This is a genomic window from Streptomyces sp. NPDC006923, from assembly GCF_040635655.1.
GTDB lineage: Bacteria > Actinomycetota > Actinomycetes > Streptomycetales > Streptomycetaceae > Streptomyces.
Map to the genome: position 1 here is coordinate 27952 of NZ_JBEYIF010000007.1, position 19385 is coordinate 47336.

Annotated in this window: 14 protein-coding genes; all 14 read right to left on the reverse strand. The window is 70.3% G+C overall.

The genetic code is table 11. The features are described from left to right. Nucleotides 1–180 precede the first annotated feature (180 nt). The 14 genes from obgE to ndk all read right to left on the reverse strand — a co-directional run bounded on the left by obgE (nucleotide 181) and on the right by ndk (nucleotide 19308). Nucleotides 181–1617 (reverse strand): GTPase ObgE, encoded by a 1437-nt coding sequence (gene obgE, locus ABZ707_RS15845; protein ID WP_360173983.1) that lies wholly within the window; start codon nucleotides 1615–1617, stop codon nucleotides 181–183. A gap of 120 nt (nucleotides 1618–1737) precedes the next feature. Next, nucleotides 1738–1992 (reverse strand): 50S ribosomal protein L27, encoded by a 255-nt coding sequence (rpmA, locus tag ABZ707_RS15850; protein WP_030352365.1) that lies wholly within the window; start codon nucleotides 1990–1992, stop codon nucleotides 1738–1740. 14 nt (nucleotides 1993–2006) lie between these two features. After that, nucleotides 2007–2327 carry a 50S ribosomal protein L21 gene (gene rplU / locus ABZ707_RS15855; RefSeq protein ID WP_097869286.1) on the reverse strand — a complete coding sequence of 107 codons (321 nt, stop codon included), beginning with the start codon at nucleotides 2325–2327 and terminating at the stop codon, nucleotides 2007–2009. Between the two features lie 269 nt (nucleotides 2328–2596). Further along, nucleotides 2597–6592: an Rne/Rng family ribonuclease gene (locus ABZ707_RS15860; RefSeq protein WP_360173988.1), complete on the reverse strand. Its 3996-nt coding sequence runs from the start codon at nucleotides 6590–6592 to the stop codon at nucleotides 2597–2599. A gap of 231 nt (nucleotides 6593–6823) precedes the next feature. Continuing rightward, nucleotides 6824–7648 carry a TIGR03936 family radical SAM-associated protein gene (locus ABZ707_RS15865; protein WP_360173991.1) on the reverse strand — a complete coding sequence of 275 codons (825 nt, stop codon included), beginning with the start codon at nucleotides 7646–7648 and terminating at the stop codon, nucleotides 6824–6826. Between the two features lie 399 nt (nucleotides 7649–8047). Continuing rightward, nucleotides 8048–8581, reverse strand: a complete 534-nt coding sequence (locus ABZ707_RS15870; protein WP_360173994.1) for a GNAT family N-acetyltransferase — start codon at nucleotides 8579–8581, stop codon at nucleotides 8048–8050. Nucleotides 8582–8652: 71 nt separating this feature from the next. Beyond that, a complete protein-coding gene (locus ABZ707_RS15875; RefSeq protein WP_360173997.1) occupies nucleotides 8653–10575 on the reverse strand; it encodes a TIGR03960 family B12-binding radical SAM protein in 1923 nt (640 codons plus the stop codon). Between the two features lie 52 nt (nucleotides 10576–10627). After that, on the reverse strand, nucleotides 10628–12226 hold the full coding sequence (locus ABZ707_RS15880) for a CYTH and CHAD domain-containing protein (protein ID WP_360174000.1): 1599 nt from the start codon (nucleotides 12224–12226) through the stop codon (nucleotides 10628–10630). Nucleotides 12227–12313: 87 nt separating this feature from the next. Further along, nucleotides 12314–13513 carry a rod shape-determining protein RodA gene (gene rodA, locus ABZ707_RS15885; protein ID WP_360174003.1) on the reverse strand — a complete coding sequence of 400 codons (1200 nt, stop codon included), beginning with the start codon at nucleotides 13511–13513 and terminating at the stop codon, nucleotides 12314–12316. Nucleotides 13514–13516: 3 nt separating this feature from the next. Continuing rightward, the gene (gene mrdA, locus ABZ707_RS15890; RefSeq protein ID WP_360174006.1) at nucleotides 13517–15676 is read right to left on the reverse strand and encodes a penicillin-binding protein 2; all 2160 of its coding nucleotides are present in this window, start codon (nucleotides 15674–15676) and stop codon (nucleotides 13517–13519) included. Between the two features lie 85 nt (nucleotides 15677–15761). After that, nucleotides 15762–16430, reverse strand: coding sequence for a rod shape-determining protein MreD (mreD, locus tag ABZ707_RS15895; RefSeq protein WP_360174009.1), 669 nt, complete (start codon nucleotides 16428–16430; stop codon nucleotides 15762–15764). Between the two features lie 11 nt (nucleotides 16431–16441). After that, nucleotides 16442–17437: a rod shape-determining protein MreC gene (mreC, locus tag ABZ707_RS15900; RefSeq protein ID WP_360174012.1), complete on the reverse strand. Its 996-nt coding sequence runs from the start codon at nucleotides 17435–17437 to the stop codon at nucleotides 16442–16444. A 184-nt stretch (nucleotides 17438–17621) separates the two neighbouring features. Beyond that, complete coding sequence (locus ABZ707_RS15905) at nucleotides 17622–18641, reverse strand: rod shape-determining protein (RefSeq protein WP_319678510.1); 1020 nt, start codon at nucleotides 18639–18641, stop codon at nucleotides 17622–17624. 253 nt (nucleotides 18642–18894) lie between these two features. Beyond that, complete coding sequence (gene ndk, locus ABZ707_RS15910; protein WP_360174015.1) at nucleotides 18895–19308, reverse strand: nucleoside-diphosphate kinase; 414 nt, start codon at nucleotides 19306–19308, stop codon at nucleotides 18895–18897. Nucleotides 19309–19385 lie beyond the last annotated feature (77 nt).

Genomic DNA, 19385 nt, shown 5'->3' on the forward strand with positions numbered 1-19385 from the left:
GGTCCGGGAGTCGTACGTGAAGGACACCACACAAGATTCACGTCGGAGCACCCGGGGCCCCAGATGAGAGGGTACGCAATGTCACGCATGGTCACCCACCGCCACAACGGCGACGGGCGGCCACGGCACGATGCCATGACCGCCCGCCGGCGGTACGGTGCCCGGGCCCCGGTCGGGCCCCTAGAACGCCTTGAACTCGTCGTACTCCCGCTGCGCCTCGTCGTGCTCGGCGTCCCGGTCCCTGCGGCGCTGCGCCGCCGGGCGCGGCGCCTCCAGGCGGTGGTCCTCGCCACGGCGTCCGAGCATCTCCGCGCCCGCCGTCATCGTGGGCTCCCAGTCGAAGACGACCGCGTCCTCCTCGGGACCGATGGCCACGCCGTCGCCGGACCTGGCACCGGCCTTCATCAACTGGTCCTCGACGCCGAGCCGGTTGAGCCGGTCCGCGAGATAGCCGACGGCCTCGTCGTTGCTGAAGTCGGTCTGCCGCACCCAGCGCTCCGGCTTCTCGCCGCGCACCCGGTAGATCCCGTCCTCCTCCAGGGTGACGGTGAAACCCGCGTCGTCGACGGCCTTGGGACGGATGACGATCCGGGTCGCCTCCTCCTGCGGCTTCTCCGCGCGGGCCTTCGCGATGATCTCCGCGAGCGCGAAGGACAGCTCCTTGAGCCCGAGATGGGCCACGGCCGAGACCTCGAAGACGCGATAGCCGCGCTCCTCCAGCTCGGGCCGGATCATCTCGGCGAGATCCTGGCCGTCGGGGATGTCGACCTTGTTGAGGACGACCACACGCGGACGGTCGTCGAGACCGCCGTACAGCGTGAGCTCCTCCTCGATCACATCGAGGTCCGAGACCGGGTCGCGGTCCGACTCCAGCGTGGCCGTGTCCAGGACATGCACAAGGACGGAGCAGCGCTCGACATGGCGCAGGAACTCCAGACCGAGGCCGCGGCCCTGGCTGGCGCCCGGGATCAGACCGGGGACGTCCGCGATGGTGTAGACGGTGGAACCGGCGGTGACCACGCCCAGGTTGGGGACCAGCGTGGTGAAGGGATAGTCCGCGATCTTCGGCTTGGCGGCGGAGAGCACGGAGATCAGCGAGGACTTCCCGGCGCTCGGGTAGCCCACCAGCGCCACATCGGCGACCGTCTTGAGCTCCAGGACGACATCGCCGCCGTCGCCGGGCTCACCGAGCAGCGCGAAGCCCGGCGCCTTGCGGCGGGCCGACGCCAGCGCGGCGTTGCCCAGCCCGCCCCGGCCGCCCTCCGCGGCGACATAGGTGGTGCCCTGACCGACCAGGTCGGCGAGGACATTGCCCCGCTTGTCGAGGACGACCGTGCCGTCCGGGACCGGCAGGACCAGGTCCTGGCCGTCCTTGCCCGAGCGGTTGCCGCCCTCGCCCGGCTTGCCGTTGGTGGCCTTGCGGTGCGGCGAGTGGTGATAGTCGAGCAGTGTGGTCACCGACTGCTCGACGACCAGGATCACATCGCCGCCACGGCCGCCGTTGCCGCCGTCGGGTCCGCCGAGCGGCTTGAACTTCTCCCGGTGTACGGAGGCGCAGCCGTGGCCTCCGCTACCCGCGGCGACATGCAGCTCGACGCGGTCCACGAAGGTGGTCATGGGGATTGCCTCCAGTACATACGGAAATGTCATACCTGCAACACGCGAAAGGCGGACCCGCTTCCCGTCACCGGGAAGTGAGGTCCGCCCTCGCGAAGAAAACGTTCTACGGCTGCCTGATCAGGCGACCGGAACGATGTTCACGACCTTGCGGCCACGGCTGGTGCCGAACTCCACCGCGCCGGCGTTCAGCGCGAACAGCGTGTCGTCGCCGCCACGGCCGACGCCCGAGCCCGGGTGGAAGTGGGTGCCGCGCTGGCGGACCAGGATCTCACCGGCGTTGACGACCTGACCGCCGAAGCGCTTCACGCCGAGCCGCTGAGCATTGGAATCGCGCCCGTTCCGAGTGGACGATGCGCCCTTCTTGTGTGCCATGTCTTCTCAGTCCCTTACTTCGCAGCCGCGGGGATACCGGTGACCTTGATCGCCGTGTACTGCTGGCGGTGACCCTGGCGACGGCGGTAGCCCGTCTTGTTCTTGTAGCGAAGGATGTCGATCTTCGCGCCCTTGTGATGGTCCACGATCTCGGCCGTGACCTTGATGCCGTCCAGCACCCACGGGTCGCTGGTGACGGCGTCGCCGTCGACCACGAGCAGGGTCGAGAGCTCGACCGTGTCGCCAACCTTGGCGGTGGGAATCTTGTCAACCTCAACGATGTCGCCGACAGCAACCTTGTGCTGGCGACCACCGCTGCGCACGATGGCGTACACGCGGATCTCACTCTCACTCGGAACGGAACTCCTGATGCCAGCCGCCCGCACGGGCCGGGGCCCGTGGCGATCCTGACAGGACGAGCGGCCTCCCCCGGAAGTCCGGGAGGTGGGTGCTCAGGAGTGGGCGCGCATTGGAACACGCCGAAGGTTTAGAGTACGGGGCCGCCGTCCAGGGGGTCAAACCAGGTCCCTGGTGGCGAACGGACCCGGCCCGCCGTCCGTGCCCGGAATCCCGGGTCCGGACGGCGGGCCGCCGTCGAAGGTGCTCAGTCCTCCGTGGAGGCCGTGACGCCGGAGGGCGCCTGCTGCTCGGCCGCCGCGGTCTTCTTCGCCGCCGACTTGGTCGTCTTCTTGGCCGTCGTCTTCTTCGCCGCGGTCTTCTTGGCCGTCGTCTTCTTGGCGGCCGTCTTCTTCGCGGTGGCGGCCTTCTTGGCGGTCTTGCGGACCGTCTTCTTGGCCGGCGCGGACGGCTCGTCCGGTACGGACGCCTCGGCGGACTCAGCGGATGCGTCTGATGCGTCTGATTCCGTGGGCTTGGCCGCCGCCACCACGACCACCGCCGCCTCCTCGGCGCCCGCGGGCGCTCCGGCCGGTGCGGTGACCTTGCGGGTGACCCGGCGACGGGCCCGCGGCGGAGCCACGGCCGGCGCCTCCTCGGCGACGGGCGCCTCGGTCACGACCGGCTCGGGCGCGACCGGCTCCGGTACGGCCTCGGGCTGTACGGGCAGGACCACCTCGGCGTCCGACGTCTCGACCGCCTTCGGCGAACCGGCCGGAGCCGTCGCCTTGCGGGTGGCCCGGCGGCGCGTACGGCCCCGGGGAGCCGCCTCGTCCGCCACGGGCGCCTCCGGCTCCGGCTCGGCGGCCGGTGCCTCGAAGGACGTCTCGGCCACGGGAGCCTCCGCGCCCGTCGTGGGCTCGGCACTCCTCGGCGCGCCGGCCGGGGCCGACGCCTTGCGCGAGGCCCGGCGGCGGGAGCGGCCGCGGACAGCCGCCTCGGCCTCCGCCACGCTGCTGAACAGCTCCTCGTCCGGGGCGAACTCCGGCTCGGGCAGCGCCAGCGGAGCCGCCGCCTCGGCCGCGACCTCGGCCTCGGACTCCGCCGCGATCGAGATGTATTCGTGGTCGTGATCGTGCTCGGTGCCGAGGTCCTGACCGCTGTCGGCCTCGTGCCCGTGGTCCGTCCCCGCGGAGCCGCCACGGCCGCGCTTCTTGGCGCGCTTGCCGTTGCCGCCGCCACCGGCCGCCGTGGGCTGCTCCATGTGGACGATCACACCGCGGCCGTTGCAGTGGACACAGGTCTCGGAGAACGACTCCAGCAGACCCTGGCCGACCCGCTTCCGGGTCATCTGCACCAGGCCCAGCGAGGTGACCTCGGCGACCTGGTGCTTCGTCCGGTCCCGGCCCAGGCACTCCAGCAGCCGCCGCAGCACCAGGTCCCGGTTGGACTCCAGCACCATGTCGATGAAGTCGATGACGACGATGCCGCCCAGGTCGCGCAGCCGGAGCTGGCGCACGATCTCCTCGGCCGCCTCCAGGTTGTTCCTGGTGACGGTCTCCTCCAGGTTTCCGCCCTGGCCGGTGAACTTCCCGGTGTTGACGTCGACCACGATCATGGCCTCGGTCTTGTCGATCACCAGCGAACCACCGCTCGGCAGCCAGACCTTGCGGTCCAGCGCCTTCATGAGCTGCTCGTCGATGCGGTAGGTCGCGAAGACGTCGACCTCGCTCGTCCACCGCTGGAGCCGGTCCGACAGATCCGGCGCGACGTGCGCGACATAGCCGTGGATGGTCCCCCACGCCTCGTCGCCGCTCACGATGACCTTGGAGAAGTCCTCGTTGAAGATGTCGCGGACGACCCGGACGGTCATGTCGGGCTCACCGTAGAGAAGAGTCGGGGCGTTGCCCGTCTTCGCCTTCTTCTTGATGTCCTCCCACTGCGACTGGAGCCGCTCGACGTCCCGCCGCAGCTCGTCCTCGCTGGCACCCTCCGCGGCCGTACGGACGATGACGCCCGCGTCCTCGGGGACGATCTTCTTGAGGATGGTCTTCAGCCGGGCCCGCTCGGTGTCGGGCAGCTTGCGGCTGATCCCGGTCATCGAGCCCTCGGGCACATAGACCAGATAGCGGCCCGGGAGGGACACCTGGCTGGTCAGACGCGCGCCCTTGTGGCCGATCGGGTCCTTCGTCACCTGGACGAGCACCGACTGGCCGGACTTGAGCGCGGTCTCGATCCGGCGCGGGCCGTTGGCCATGCCCAGCGCCTCGAAGTTGACCTCACCGGCGTACAGGACGGCGTTGCGTCCCTTGCCGATGTCGACGAAGGCGGCCTCCATGGACGGCAGTACGTTCTGCACCTTGCCCAGGTAGACATTGCCGACGTAGCTGGTGGCCTGCTCCTTGTTGACGTAGTGCTCGACGAGCACATTGTCCTCAAGCACGCCGATCTGGGTGCGCTCGCCGTGCTGGCGGACGACCATCACCCGCTCGACGGCCTCACGGCGGGCGAGGAACTCCGCCTCCGTGATGATCGGCACCCTGCGGCGGCCCTGCTCGCGCCCCTCGCGGCGGCGCTGCTTCTTGGCCTCCAGCCGGGTCGAGCCCTTGATCGACTGGACCTCGTCGACGCCGGTGCCGGGCTCAGTATCCCTGCCGTCCCTGCCGTCCCGGCCGTCCCTGCCGTCCCTGGTCTCCTTGGCCCGACGCTCGCGGGGCTCGCGCACCTTGACGACCGTACGCTCCGGGTCGTCCTGACCGGTCTCGGCCTCGGTCCCGCCGTCACCACTGCGGCGACGACGACGACGGCGACGACGGCTGCTGGAGGAACCCCCGCCCGAGGAAGCCTCGATGTCGTTGTGGTCGGCGTCTTCGGCGTCGTCGGCGTCGCCGGTGTCCTCCGCGTCCTCCGCGTCCGCTTCGTCGTCGGCGTGCCCGGCGGGCTCCTCCGACAGCTCATCGGTCGTGTCCTCCGCGTCCGCGGACTCGCCACGGCGGCGGCGCCGGCCACCACGGCGGCGGCGCCGTGAGGGACGGTCGTCGTACTCGGCGGCCTCGGCAGCCTCGTCCGACTCGTCGGCGTCACCGGGCTCGGCGGCCACGTCGGACTCGGCCTCGACGCCGGGCTCGGCGTCGTCCCCTCGCGGCGCCTCTTCGGCGGCCGGGGCGGCCTCGACGGGCTCTGCGTCGCCACGGCGGCGACGACGGCGACGGCCCACGGGCTCGGGTACCGCGGCGGGCTCGGCCGCTGCCGTGATCTCGGTCTCGTCCTCCGCGTCCTCGTCCGGGTCGGCGTCCCGGACATAACCGGCGGCAGCCGCGGCGGCGGCCGTCTCGGGCGTCTGGAACATCGGCTCGGTGAAGACCGGCGCCTGGAAGACGGCCAGGGCGGGCCGGGTCGCGCGGCGGCGCGAACGCTCCGGTGCCTCGGTCTCCTTCTCCCTGGCCTGCTCCGGCACGGACCGGGTCGCGGGCTCGGCGCTCTGCTCGGCGGTGGCCGCCCTGCGGCGCGTACGGCCACGCGTGGCGGCCTTCTCGGCCGCCTGGACCTCCGCCTCGTCGGCGGTGATCTGCGCGACGGAGTCCTGCGGCAGCCGCTCGCCCGCGGCGGACGCGATCTCGTCGGTCCCGGGCGCACCGGCGGGCGCGGTAGCCCTGCGGGTGGCGCGCCGGCGGGTACGGCCGGCCGGAGCCGGGGCCTCCTCGGCCGGGTCGGTCGCGACCGGCGGCGCGGTCGCGACCGGCGGCGCCACGGCGGCCTCGGCCGGCTCGGCGGTGACCTCGGGAGCGGCGACCTTACGGGTGGCGCGGCGGCGCGCACGCGGCGGCGCGGGCTCTTCCGTCACGGGGGTCTCGGCCGTCACCGACGACTCGTCGGTGCTCTCGCCGCTCGCCTCGGCCGCCGGTGCGGTGGCCTTACGGGTGGCGCGACGGCGGGTACGGGGAGCGGGCACGGCCTCCTCGGCCGGGCTCTCCTCGGCGGTGGACCCGACGGCCGCCGGCTGCTCGGCGGTCACCTCGGGGGCCGCGGTCTTGCGTGTCGCACGGCGGCGCGCACGCGGCGCCGGTACCTCTTCGGCAGCCGCCGCTTCCGCGGGCTCGGCCGTCACGGCGTCGTCGGCGTTCGCGCCGTCCGTGGCCCCGGCGGGCGGGCCCGCCGGACGGGACGCGGCGCGGCGCCTGCGGCGCGGTGGCAGCGTGTCGCTGGGTGTGTTGTTGTCTTCGTCGGTGGTCCCGGGTGTACCGGGTTCGGTGGGCTCAAGCATGCGGGCGGTTCTCCCGTCACGCTCCCGGGCGCCGCGCCTGATTCCGGTCCGGCCGCGGCCCGCGCAGTGCGCGAATGCCGCCGTCCGGGGCGCGGGCGCCGCACGGGAGCTGTTATGTCTGGCTCGCCGGTTCCCTACGCGATGTACGTACGGCCTGGCGAAAGTCTTCTGTCAGTGCGCTGCCCGACCCAGGTGGCTCCCGAGTGCCAGGGCTGCGCTACAACGACCGCCCTACGCGGTACCCGCACCTTCCGGCGCCTTCGCGGCGGCGGGTCCGGCACCCTTGAGGGCGGCCATGACTGCCTCGCGGTCGGGCGCGAGCGGGTCGGTCACCGTGCCGGACTCCTCGTCGAAGAGCCCCTGCGCCAGCCTGGTCACCGCAGCGGGGACCGGCGGCGCCAGGTCGGCCACAGCTCGGAGACCGGACAGGACGTCGTCGGGTCGGACGGCAGGTGTCACGTGCCGAACAACCAGCCGCAGTATCGCACAGGGGCCGTCCCCCGGCCTATTGACGGGGGCGGGGGCAGCCGCTCCGAGGGAGTCGGCGGCCTCGGCCGACCCCGGATCGACGATCCGCAGACCGGCCACGGCGCTCCGTGCGTCGAAGGTCCGCAGACCGTTCTTCGTACGGCGTTCGACCTCGACCGTCTCGGCGGCGAGGAAGGCGGCCACAGCGCGTGCGGCCTCTTCCGGATCGACGCCGTCCAGTCGCAGCTCCCAGACGGAAGCGGTCAGCCGGTCGGCGAGGCCGGATGTCCGGGCCTCGACGGCGTCGATGATGTCGAGACCGGCCGGCAGTGACGCGTCGAGCAGTTCACGCAGGGTGCCGGGATCGCGCGCCTCCGCCAGGGCGATCTCCAGGAATTCGGCCTCGCTGCCCGTGCCGGTGGGTGCGGCATTGGCGTACGACACCTTGGGATGCGGGGTGAACCCCGCCGAGTACGCCATGGGCACCTCGGCGCGGCGCAGCGCCCGCTCGAAGGCGCGCTGAAAATCACGGTGGCTGGTAAACCGGAGGCGGCCGCGCTTGGTGTAGCGCAGTCGGATGCGCTGCACCGCCGGTGCGGGCGGCGGGCCTTCGGGCTGTCGCTTGCCCAGTGGTTCTTCTCCTCGGTGCGGGGCGGTACGCGCTGACGCGCCGCCCTCGGACGTGCGGGCGACCCCGGTTCCCGGGTTCAGCCCCGCTTCTGCAAGGAGATCTCGGGTGCGGGCTCCGCACCGGGGACGATCGTTGTACTACCCAGAGTACGCGCCCGGCCCGTCATTGGTTCCACAGGCCGGGCACGCTGGGTGAGTCCACGGCCGCCGACAGCGTCCGCCGGTGGCCAACAGACCGATTCCCGCGCCGACGGCGCCAAAACCCGGTGTTGCGGACACACGTCGTTGTGCGCTGTGCGGTCCCACACGCGGGTCGGTTCGTCGCATTCCCGGCGGCCCGTCGGGCGGGCGGACCGCTCAGCGGCCCGTCCTTATCCAGAAGCGCAGCTTCCCGCCGCGTTCGTCCTCCAGGACACCGCCGGCCGCCTCTATCACCTTGCGCGAGGGTGTGTTGGTGGTGTCGCAGGTCACCAGGACCGCGTCGATCCCGAGGCCGCGGGCGACGGGCAGCGCCTCGGCGAGCATGGCCTTCGCGTGTCCCTGCCGGCGGGCGGTGGGGCGTACGGAGTAGCCGATGTGGCCGCCCAGTTCGTACAGGTAGGGGGTGAGCCGGTGGCGGACGGTGAGGCGGCCGAGGAAGGTGTCGCCCTCGACGTACCAGAGCGTGGTGCTGGGGACCCATCCGTCGACGCGCGGGGTCTCCTCGAAGGGTTCGGCGTTCAGCCGGGCCACATAGCCGGCGAAGACCTCGGGCCGGTGCCAGCCGGAGGCGTACTCCTCCATCTCGTGCACCAGCAGTGCCCGCTCGCCGTTGTCGTCTTCGACGTACTCCTTGATCGCGTCGAGGAAGGAGGCGTGGACCCGGACGTCCGGGGCGATGAGCTGCGGCATCACGCCATTGTGCCCCCGCGCGAGGGGGCCGGGCCAGGGCTTTCGGCCCTGGGCCGGCCCCCGGGGCGAGGTCACTTCACGGTGAGCGGAAGCAGCTTCTTGCCGGTCGGGCCGATCTGGATGGAGGTGTCGAGCTGCGGACACACACCGCAGTCAAAGCACGGCGTCCAGCGGCAGTCCTCGACCTCGGTCTCGTCGAGCGAGTCCTGCCAGTCGTCCCAGAGCCAGTCCTTGTCGAGGCCGGAGTCCAGGTGGTCCCAGGGCAGCACCTCTTCGTAGGTGCGCTCACGTGTCGTGTACCAGGCGACGTCCACACCGAAGTCCGGCAGTGTCTTCTCGGCGCAGGCCATCCACCGGTCGTACGAGAAGTGTTCACGCCAGCCGTCGAAGCGCCCGCCGTCCTCGTAGACCGCGCGGATGACCGCGCCGACGCGCCGGTCGCCGCGGGACAGCAGGCCCTCGATGATGCCGGGCCGGCCGTCGTGGTAGCGGAAGCCGATCGAGCGGCCGTACTTCTTGTCGCCGCGGATCTTGTCGCGCAGCTTCTCCAGGCGGGCGTCGGTCTCCTCCGCGCTGAGCTGCGGCGCCCACTGGAACGGCGTGTGCGGCTTGGGCACGAAGCCGCCGATGGACACCGTGCAGCGGATGTCGTTCTGTCCGGACACCTTGCGGCCCTCGGCGATGACCTTGACGGCCATGTCACCGATCTGGAGGACGTCCTCGTCGGTCTCGGTGGGCAGCCCGCACATGAAGTACAGCTTCACCTGCCGCCAGCCGTTGCCGTAGGCCGTGGAGACCGTACGGATCAGGTCCTCCTCCGAGACCATCTTGTTGATGACCTTGCGCATGCGCTCGGAGCCGCCCTCGGGGGCGAAGGTCAGACCGGAGCGGCGGCCGTTCCTGGTCAGCTCGTTGGCGAGATCGACGTTGAAGGCGTCGACCCGGGTGGACGGGAGGGACAGGCCCACCTTGTCCGCCTCGTACCGGTCGGCCAGCCCCTTGGCGATGTCGCCGATCTCGCTGTGGTCCGCCGAGGACAGCGAGAGCAGGCCGACCTCCTCGAAACCGGTGGCCTTCAGGCCCTTCTCGACCATCTCGCCGATGCCGGTGATGCTGCGCTCGCGCACCGGGCGGGTGATCATGCCGGCCTGGCAGAAGCGGCAGCCGCGGGTGCAGCCGCGGAAGATCTCCACGGACATCCGCTCGTGGACGGTCTCGGCGAGCGGCACGAGGGGCTGCTTCGGGTACGGCCACTCGTCGAGGTCCATCACGGTGTGCTTGGACACCCGCCACGGCACGCCGGACCGGTTGGGTACGACGCGGCCGATGCGGCCGTCCGGGAGGTACTCGACGTCGTAGAAGCCCGGCACATAGACGCCGCCGGTCCTGGCGAGGCGGAAGAGGACCTCCTCGCGCCCGCCGGGGCGGCCCTCGGCCTTCCAGGCGCGGATGATCTCAGTGATCTCCAGGACGGCCTGTTCGCCGTCGCCGATGACCGCGCAGTCGATGAAGTCCGCGACGGGCTCCGGGTTGAAGGCCGCGTGTCCGCCCGCGACCACGATCGGGTGGTCGACCGTCCGGTCGCGCGACTCCAGCGGGATGCCCGCCAGATCGAGCGCCGTGAGCATATTGGTGTAACCCAGCTCGGTCGAGAAGCTCAGACCGAATACGTCGAAGGCACCGACCGGCCGGTGCGAGTCGACGGTGAACTGCGGCACTTTGTGCTCGCGCATCAGCTCTTCGAGGTCCGGCCAGACGCTGTAGGTGCGCTCGGCGAGCACGCCCTCCCGTTCGTTCAGCACCTCGTAGAGGATCATGACGCCCTGGTTGGGCAGACCGACCTCGTACGCGTCGGGGTACATGAGCGCCCAGCGGACGTCGCAGCTCTCCCACGGCTTGACGGTGGAGTTGAGCTCACCGCCGACGTACTGGATCGGCTTCTGCACATGCGGGAGCAGGGCTTCGAGCTGCGGGAAGACCGAATCGGCAGGCATCACGGCGATCTTTCGTGGCTGACAGGGGTGACCATTCAGCCTACCCCGGTGGTCACCCGGTCAGCGCCGCCCGCCACTTCCCGGCGGCCACCCGCGCCCATACCTCCGGCAGCTCCCGCTCACGGCGCGCCCCGCGCGCCTCCTCCCGGCCGTAGAGCAGTCCCCAGGTGAAGGCGGACTCGCCGGCCGCGTGCGCCTTGACGGCGAGGGTCCGCAGGGTCTCGCGGGCCACCACGCTGTCCTGATGGTCACCGAGGACGTTCTGCACGGCCTTGGTCCGCTTGGCGAACCGCTTGGCGGGCTTGCCCAGGGCGGGCCTGGCCGCCTCGGCGGCGTACCGGACGCGCTTGGCGGCCTTGCGGGCGTCGTGCAGGGCGAGGTCCCGGTCCCGGCCCGGCGGCAGGCTCAGCGCGAGCTCGACCCGGGCCGCGAGGCGGTCGTAGTCCTTCAGGATCGCCTTGGGCAGCACCTTCGCGGCCGGTCCGCCGGCGGCGGGCCGCAGCGGCGGGTCGGCGAGCAGCGCGTCCAGTGTGTTCAGCAGGGCCAGATACCGCTCGCTGTCGAGGACGGCGAGGGTCCTGCTCCGCGCTTCGGCCCGCAGGGCGGCGTCCCAGATCTGGAGCCGGGCCCGCACCGGGCCGAGGAGCTCGGTCTCGGGGACCGCGTCGACCTCCCCGCGCAGCCGCCGGTTGAGGACCTCGTGGTCCCTGCTGACGCCCAGCTCCGACGCGAGCCACTTGAGTTCTTCGGCGATCGGGTCGGTGGCGGACCGGTCGAGGACCTTGCGGTACGTGCGGAAGGCCGAGCGCATCCGGCGGCAGGCGACCCGCATCTGGTGCACCGAATCCGGCAGGTCGCGGCGGACGGCGGGGTCCTGGGTGACGATCGCGTCGGCCTGGGCCCGCAGATAGGCCAGCACATGGTCCCCGGCGGTGGCCGGCTCCGCGCGCTTCGTGTTCGTGTTCTTCGTGTTCTTTGTGTTCTTCGTGTTCGGCTTCGGCTTCGTGTTCGGCTCCGCCCCGTCGGACCGGCCGGACGGCCGCGCGCCCAGGGCCCTGCCCAGCTTCGAGTCCCAGGACGCCGGGCGCAGTCCCGCCTTGCGGAGCTTCTTCTCCACCGCGTCCAGGAGCGCCGGGTCGGCGTCGTCGGCCAGTTCCACCTCCACTTCGGTCCAGGAGGTGGTGGCGGGGTCCGCGGTGAGGCGCTCCGCGCGGACGGTGTCGACGCTCACCTCGGCGAGCAGCGCGCCCTTGGCGTCGAGCAGCTCGCTGATGTCCCGGGAGGACATCAGGCGCACGACGGGGACCAGTTCGGCGTCGCGGATGTGGGAGCGCAGCAGGCCGGACAGCTCGTCCGGGACGGTGTCGGCGAGTGGCGCCTGGATCTCGTCGCGGATGCCGGTGGACACGGGGAACTTGAGATGCCAGCCCTCGTCGGCGCCGCCCTCTCTGCGGCGCAGCGCGAGGGAGCCGGCGGAGAGCCGCAGATCGGCGGTGTCGTAGTAGACGGCGTCGAGTTCCACCACGCCGCGCCCGGCGACGGCCGAGACTCCCTTGACGCCGTGGAGGTCCGGCAGTCCGGGCTGGTCGCCGCCCTTGGGACGCTCGGGGAGTTCGTACTTCCGCTCGATCTCTCGTTTGGTGTCCGCCATATAACGAACCTAACCGGATGGGCGAGGTCTAATCACCGCAACGCATCGCCGGACCGCCATGTGGCGGTCCGGCGACAGGGGGATTCATCAGGCCGACAGCGGTCGCTGCACCTTGATGGACTGGAGCAGTCCGACGGCGATCCAGACGGCGAACATCGATGTGCCGCCGTACGACACGAACGGCAGCGGCAGACCCGCCACCGGCATGATGCCGAGGGTCATGCCGACGTTCTCGAAGGACTGGAACGCGAACCAGGCGATGATTCCGGCCGCGACGATCGTGCCGTACAGCTCGGTCGTCTCCCGGGCGATCCGGCAGGCGCGCCACATGACGACACCGAGCAGCACCAGGATCAGACCTGCGCCGACGAAGCCCAGCTCCTCACCCGCGACCGTGAAGACGAAGTCGGTCTGCTGCTCGGGCACGAACTGCCCGGTGGTCTGGGAGCCGTGGAAGAGCCCGGTGCCGGTGAGGCCGCCGGAGCCGATCGCGATGCGCGCCTGGTTGGTGTTGTAGCCGACACCGGCCGGGTCCAGCTCCGGATTGGCGAAGGCCGCGAAGCGGTTGATCTGGTATTCGTCGAGTACGCCGAGCGCGGCGACCGTGACGGCTCCGATCGCACCGGCCAGGACCAGGCCGAAGACCCAGCGGTTGGAGGCGCCGGAGGCGAGCAGCACGCCGAGCACGATGACGACCATGACCATCACCGAGCCGAGGTCCGGCATCAGCATGACGATCACCATCGGAATGACCGCCACCAGCAGGGACTTGGCGACGGTCTTGTGGTCCGGATGGACCTGGTCCCCGGCGTCCACCCGGGCGGCCAGGATCATCGCCATGCCCAGGATGATCGTGACCTTCACGAACTCGGAGGGCTGGAGCGAGAAGCCGCCGCCGATGACGATCCAGGCGTGGGCGCCGTTGATGGTGGCGCCGAGCGGGGTGAGGACCAGCACGACCAGCAGTACGGAGAGTCCGTACAGCGCCGGCACAGCGCCGCGCAGGGTGCGGTGCCCGAGCCAGATCGCGCCGACCATCAGGGCGAAGCCGATACCGGTGTTGAGGAGATGACGGAGCAGGAAGTAGTACGGGTCGCCCTGGTTGAGCTGGGTGCGGTTCCTGGTCGCGGACCAGACCAGCAGGGAGCCGACGAGGGAGAGCGCCAGTGCCGAGAAGAGCAGCGGCCAGTCGAGTCGGCGCGCCAGGGAGTCGCGGGCCGCGAGCCGCGCCCACGCACTGCGCTGCGGACCGTATCCGGAGACGGTGAAGCCACCTGTGCCGGCCATCGTTCAGTCCCTCCGAGCGGGCGGGCCGGCGAGCACCTGGGGCTCTTCCGGGTTCTTCGGAGGCTCGTACGGCCTGATCGCCGGCGCCTCGATCTGTCCGTCGGGCTCGATCTTGGGCAGTGTCTTGCGCGGCTCGGGCATCAGGGCCTTCTTCAGGTCCTGGTTGCCCTTCTTGTCCAGGCCGTACATCGCCTCGTAGATATTGCGGACGGCGGGGCCCGACGCCCCGGAACCCGTACCACCCTGGGAGATCGTCATGACGATCGTGTAGTCCCTGGTGTACGAGGCGAACCAGGAGGTGGTCTGCTTGCCGTAGACCTCGGCGGTACCCGTCTTGGCGTGCATCGGGATCTTGTCCTGCGGCCAGCCGCCGAACCGCCAGGCGGCGGAGCCGCGGGTGGCCACCGCCGCGAGTGCCTCGTCGATCTGGTCGCGCGTCTTCGCGTTCATCGGCAGCCTGCCGTGCGACTTGGGCGCGATCTCTTCCACCTGCTTGCCGTCGGCGCTGATGATCGCCTTGCCGACGACCGGGTTGTAGAGGGTGCCGCCGTTGGAGATGGCGGAGTAGATCGTGGCCATCTGGATCGGGGTGACGAGTGTGTCGCCCTGGCCGATCGAGTAGTTCACGGAGTCACCGGCGCGCATCCGGTCGCCTTCGAGGCAGCCCTCGTAGGCGAGCCGCTGCACATAGGTGCCGCCCTTCTTGCCCTGCCTGCACCAGGAGTCCTTGTTGGCCGCCCAGAAGCTCTTCTTCCACTGGCGGTCCGGGATGCGCCCGGTGACCTCGTTGGGGAGGTCGATTCCGGTCTCCTTGCCGAGGCCGAACTGGTGGGCGGTCCGGTAGAACCAGTCCTTCGGGTGCTTGGGCTTCATACCACCGTCCTTCATCCACTCCTTGTGCGCGATGCCGTAGTAGACGGTGTCGCAGGAGACTTCGAGGGCCTTGCCGATGGTGATGCTGCCGTAGCCGCGGGACTCGAAGTTCTGGAAGACCTGGCCGCCGACGGAGTACGAACTGGGGCAGGGGTAGTTGCCGTTGAAGTCGTATCCGGCGTTGACCGCGGCGGTGGACGAGACGACCTTGAAGATGGAGCCGGGGGCCGCCTGGCCCTGGATGGCCCGGTTGAGCAGCGGGAAGTTGGACTTCTTGCCGGTGAGCCGGGCGTAGTCCTTGGCGGAGATGCCGCCGACCCAGGCGTTGGGGTCGTACGTCGGCTGGGAGGCCATCGCGACGACGCGGCCGGTCTTCGCCTCCATGACGACGACGGCGCCCGAGTCCGCCTTGTAGTGCGTGCCGGTGTTGCGGTCCATCTCCTTGCGGGCGGCCTTCATCGCCTCGTTGAGCTCGTACTCGGCGACGGCCTGGACACGTGCGTCTATCGAGGTGACGACATTGGCGCCGGGCTGGGCGTCGTCGCTGCGCGCCCGGCCGATGACCCGGCCGAGGTTGTCGACCTCGTAGCGGGTGACCCCGGCGTCGCCGCGGAGCTGCTTGTCGTAGGTGCGCTCAAGGCCCGACCTGCCGACCTGGTCGGAGCGCAGATACGGCGAGTCGGTGTCCTTGGCCTTGGTGATCTCCTCGTCGGTGACGGGTGAGAGATAGCCGAGGACCTGGGAGGTGTTGGCCAGTCCTGGCGCGGGATAGCGGCGTACGGCGGTGGGCTCCGCCGTGATGCCGGGGAAGTCCTCGGCGCGCTCGCGGATCTGGAGGGCCTGCTGGGTGGTGGCCTCGTCGGTGACGGGGATCGGCTGGAAAGGCGAACCGTTCCAGCAGGGCTGTGGCGTCTTCGAGTCGCAGAGCCGGACCTTGTCCATCACGTCTTTGGGCTTCATGTCGAGGACATCGGCCAGCCGGGCCATCACGGCCTTGCCGTCGTCGTCCATCTTCATCAGCTCGGTGCGGCTGGCGGAGACCACGAGCCGGGTCTCGTTGTCGGCCATGGGGACACCGCGCGAGTCGAGGATCGAGCCGCGCACGGCCGGCTGAACGACCTGCTGGACGTGGTTGTTCTTGGCCTCGTCCGTGTACTCCTGGCCGTTGCGGATCTGGAGGTACCAGAGCCGGCCGCCGAGGGTGAACAGCAGGGAGAAGACAAGGACCTGGATGACGACGAGCCGGATCTGGACCCGGGAGGTCCGCCCGGTCTCCGGGATGTTGCTCACTGCGCGCCCCCACGAGTGGTACGGCCGGAAAGTGGGCGGGCCGCACGCGGAGGCGTCTCCGCGCCGGCCGCCGGGTGCTGCGGACTCACAGTCGCTTGACCCCCTTGATACGTCCGGCCCGCGCCGCGCGGTTGCGGGCGGCCCTGATCCGCAGCGCGCCGCGCTGACCGCCGATCCGCAGCCCGGTGCCGCCGGCGAGCCAGCCGCCCGCGATGTCGGAACCGTTGCTGCTCTTCGGTTCGGCGAGGGGATCGTTGTCGGCCCGTCTCGCCAGCCACATGACCACCGGCACGGTGAACGGCGCGAGCAGCAGATCGTAGAGCGCGGCCGTGAACAGCAGGCTGAAGAGGCCGACATGGCGGGCGGCGGTGTCCCCGACGAGCGCGCCGACCAGCGCGTACAGCAGCGTCGTGCCGACCGCCGCGACAACGACCAGGATCATCGGCCGGAACGCCGATTTGAGCTGGCCCTTCTCGGGCCGGGAGACGCCCGCCAGATAGCCGATCACACAGAGCACCAGGGCGTACCGCCCGGCGGCGTGGTCGGCGGGCGGGGCCAGGTCGGTCAGCAGTCCGGCGCCGAAGCCGATGAGCGCGCCGCTCACGGGCCCGTACACAAAGGCCAGCGCGAGGACGACGAGCAGCATCAGATCGGGCACGGCGCCGGGGAGCTGAAGGCGGGAGAGAACGGACACCTGGATGACCAGGGCCACCACGACCAGCGTGGTCGAGAGCAGCAGCCGGTTGAAGCGCATGGGGATCAGCTCTACTCCAGATCGTCGTCTTGGTCGGTACCGGGGTCCGCGCCCGCGTCGTCCGCGTTGGCTTCGGCTTCGGTGTCGGCGCCGGCGTCCGGCGACGGAGTGACCGTGACGGTGACGGTGGGCGTGGGAACGGGCTTGGGCTTGGGCGGCAGGACCGTGTCGCGCGGGTCCTCGCGGGGTGCCACGACGACGACACCGACGAGGTCGAGCTTGGTGAAGCCGACGAAGGGGCGTACGTAGATGGTCCTGGTGAGGTCGCCGCCGGACGGGTCGACCCGGACGACCTCGCCGACCGGGACGCCGGGCACGAAGGGCTTGTCCCTGCTGGAGCCGAAGGTGACCAGCCGGTCGCCCTTCTTCACCTTGGACTTGCCGTTGAGGAGCTGGACGGAGAGCGGACGGTCGCCCTGCCCGGTGGCGAAGCCCAGTTCGTCGGACTTCTCCATCCGGGTGCCGACGGTGAAGTCCGGGTCGTTGGCCAGCAGTACGGTCGCGGTGTGCGGGCCGACGGTGGTGACGCGGCCGACCAGGCCCTCGCCGTTGAGGACGGTCATGTCGCGCTTGATGCCGTCGTTGGCGCCGATGTCGATGGTGACCGTCCAGGAGAAGCCCTGGGCCGCTCCTATGGCGATGACCTCGGCGCCCTTGATCCCGTACTGGCCGGCGCCCGCCTTCGCGAGCATGGCGTCGAGTTCGCGCACCCGGCTGCGGTTGCGGTCGTCGCTGCCGAGCCGCTGTTTGAGCGCGGCGTTCTCCTGCTGGAGCACGCTGATGCGGTCGTGCCGCGCACCGGAATCCCTTATGGCTCCGATGACATTGCCGACCGGATTGACCGCGGACGCGACACCGTCCTCCACCGGACCGAAAACCGTCGCGGCGGTCCGCCGCGCGCCTTCGACCGGGGATTCATCACCACCGCGGATATCCACCGTGATCAGTGCGAACGCGATGGCGATCAGCAGCACCAGGAGCAAACGGCTCTCTCGTGTGTCCCTCACGTGCGGCGGCCGTGCCTTCCTCGTAGGAATGATTCAGCTTGTATATCAACGTTCCGCCATACGGGGATTCATGGCCCCATACCGAAGGTCCCACCAGACCGGGGACTCCGGAAGTGTGGCAGAAGGCCCGCCCGGCCCCACGCGTGGGCCGGGCTCGGAAGGACAGCGGGCCGGTGCCATCGGGTCACCGCCGGGGCTGCGCGTCCAGCACCTGCTGAAGCGCCTCGAACTCCTCGACACACTTGCCGGATCCGAGCGCGACGGAGTCCAGCGGGTCCTCGGCGATGTGGATGGGCATACCGGTCTCCCGGCGCAGCCTCTCGTCGAGACCGCGGAGCAGTGCGCCACCGCCGGTGAGCACGATCCCACGGTCCATCACATCGCCGGACAGTTCCGGCGGGCACTTGTCGAGCGTCGTCTTCACGGCGTCGACGATCGCGTTGACCGGTTCCTCGATGGCCTTGCGCACCTCGGCCGCGGAGATGACCACGGTCTTCGGCAGGCCGGAGACCAGGTCCCGGCCGCGGATCTCGGTGTGCTCGTCATTGTCGAGGTCGTACGCCGAGCCGATGGTGATCTTGATGCTCTCGGCGGTCCGCTCACCGAGGAGGAGCGAGTACTCCTTCTTGATGTGCTGGATGATCGCGTTGTCCAGCTCGTCACCGGCGACCCGGATGGACTGTGCTGTGACGATTCCTCCGAGGGAGATCACGGCGACCTCGGTGGTACCGCCGCCGATGTCCACCACCATGTTGCCGGTGGCCTCGTGGACGGGGAGCCCGGCGCCGATCGCCGCCGCCATGGGCTCTTCGATGATGTGCACCTGGCGTGCGCCCGCCTGGGTGGACGCCTCAATGACGGCGCGGCGCTCGACACCCGTGATGCCCGAGGGCACACAGATGACGACCCGCGGACGGGCCAGATAGCGGCGCTTGTGGATCTTCAGGATGAAGTAACGCAGCATGCGCTCGGTGATCTCGAAGTCGGCGATCACGCCGTCCTTCAGTGGCCGGACGGCAACGATGTTGCCCGGTGTCCGGCCGATCATCTTCTTCGCTTCGGCGCCGACCGCGAGAATGCCGCCAGTGTTGGTGTTGATGGCGACCACGGACGGCTCGTTGAGTACGATCCCCCGGCCCCTGACGTACACCAGCGTGTTGGCGGTCCCGAGGTCGACAGCCATGTCACGGCCGATGAACGACATGTTGTTCCCCATGAGGATGCGTCTGGCCTTCCCAAATCGAGCGTTGACGGCTTTTCAGGATGGCGAAGTGGGTGCTTTGGCTTGGAGGCTTCCATCGTAGTGCCGCCTGCACGGCGGCGGCGCGGTGGCCCGCCTCAGTAAGGGTGACGATGCGTTGGACCGATGCGTTCCCGGAACAGGTCCGCATATGCCCAAAGGCGACCGAATTCCTTCGGTCGCCACAGGCGAACAGCGCCGTTCGGATGACTCTCGGTCAGGAAAGACCGGGAAAGAAAAGCTTGAGTTCCCGAATGGCGGACTCCTCGGAGTCCGAAGCGTGGATCAGGTTCTCCCGGACGATGGTGCCGAAGTCCCCCCGGATGGACCCGGGCGCTGCGGCGATCGGGTCAGTCGGGCCGGCGAGCGCGCGGACACCCTCGATGACCCGCTCGCCCTCGACGACGAGCGCGACGACCGGGCCCGAGGCCATGAACTCGACCAGCGGCTCGTAGAAGGGCTTGCCCTTGTGCTCGCCGTAGTGCTGCTCCAGCGTCTCCTGGTCGAGCGTGCGCAGCTCCAGCGCGCCGATCGTCCAGCCCGCCTTGCGCTCGATACGGCCGATGATCTCGCCCACGAGTCCGCGCCGGACGGCGTCCGGCTTCAGGAGGACAAGAGTGCGCTGGGTCATGGTGTGCGGCTCCTTGCAGGCAAAAAAGGTGCGGTGGGTGTGAGGCTACCGGCAGCCGCGGGGCCCTCGGCACCCGG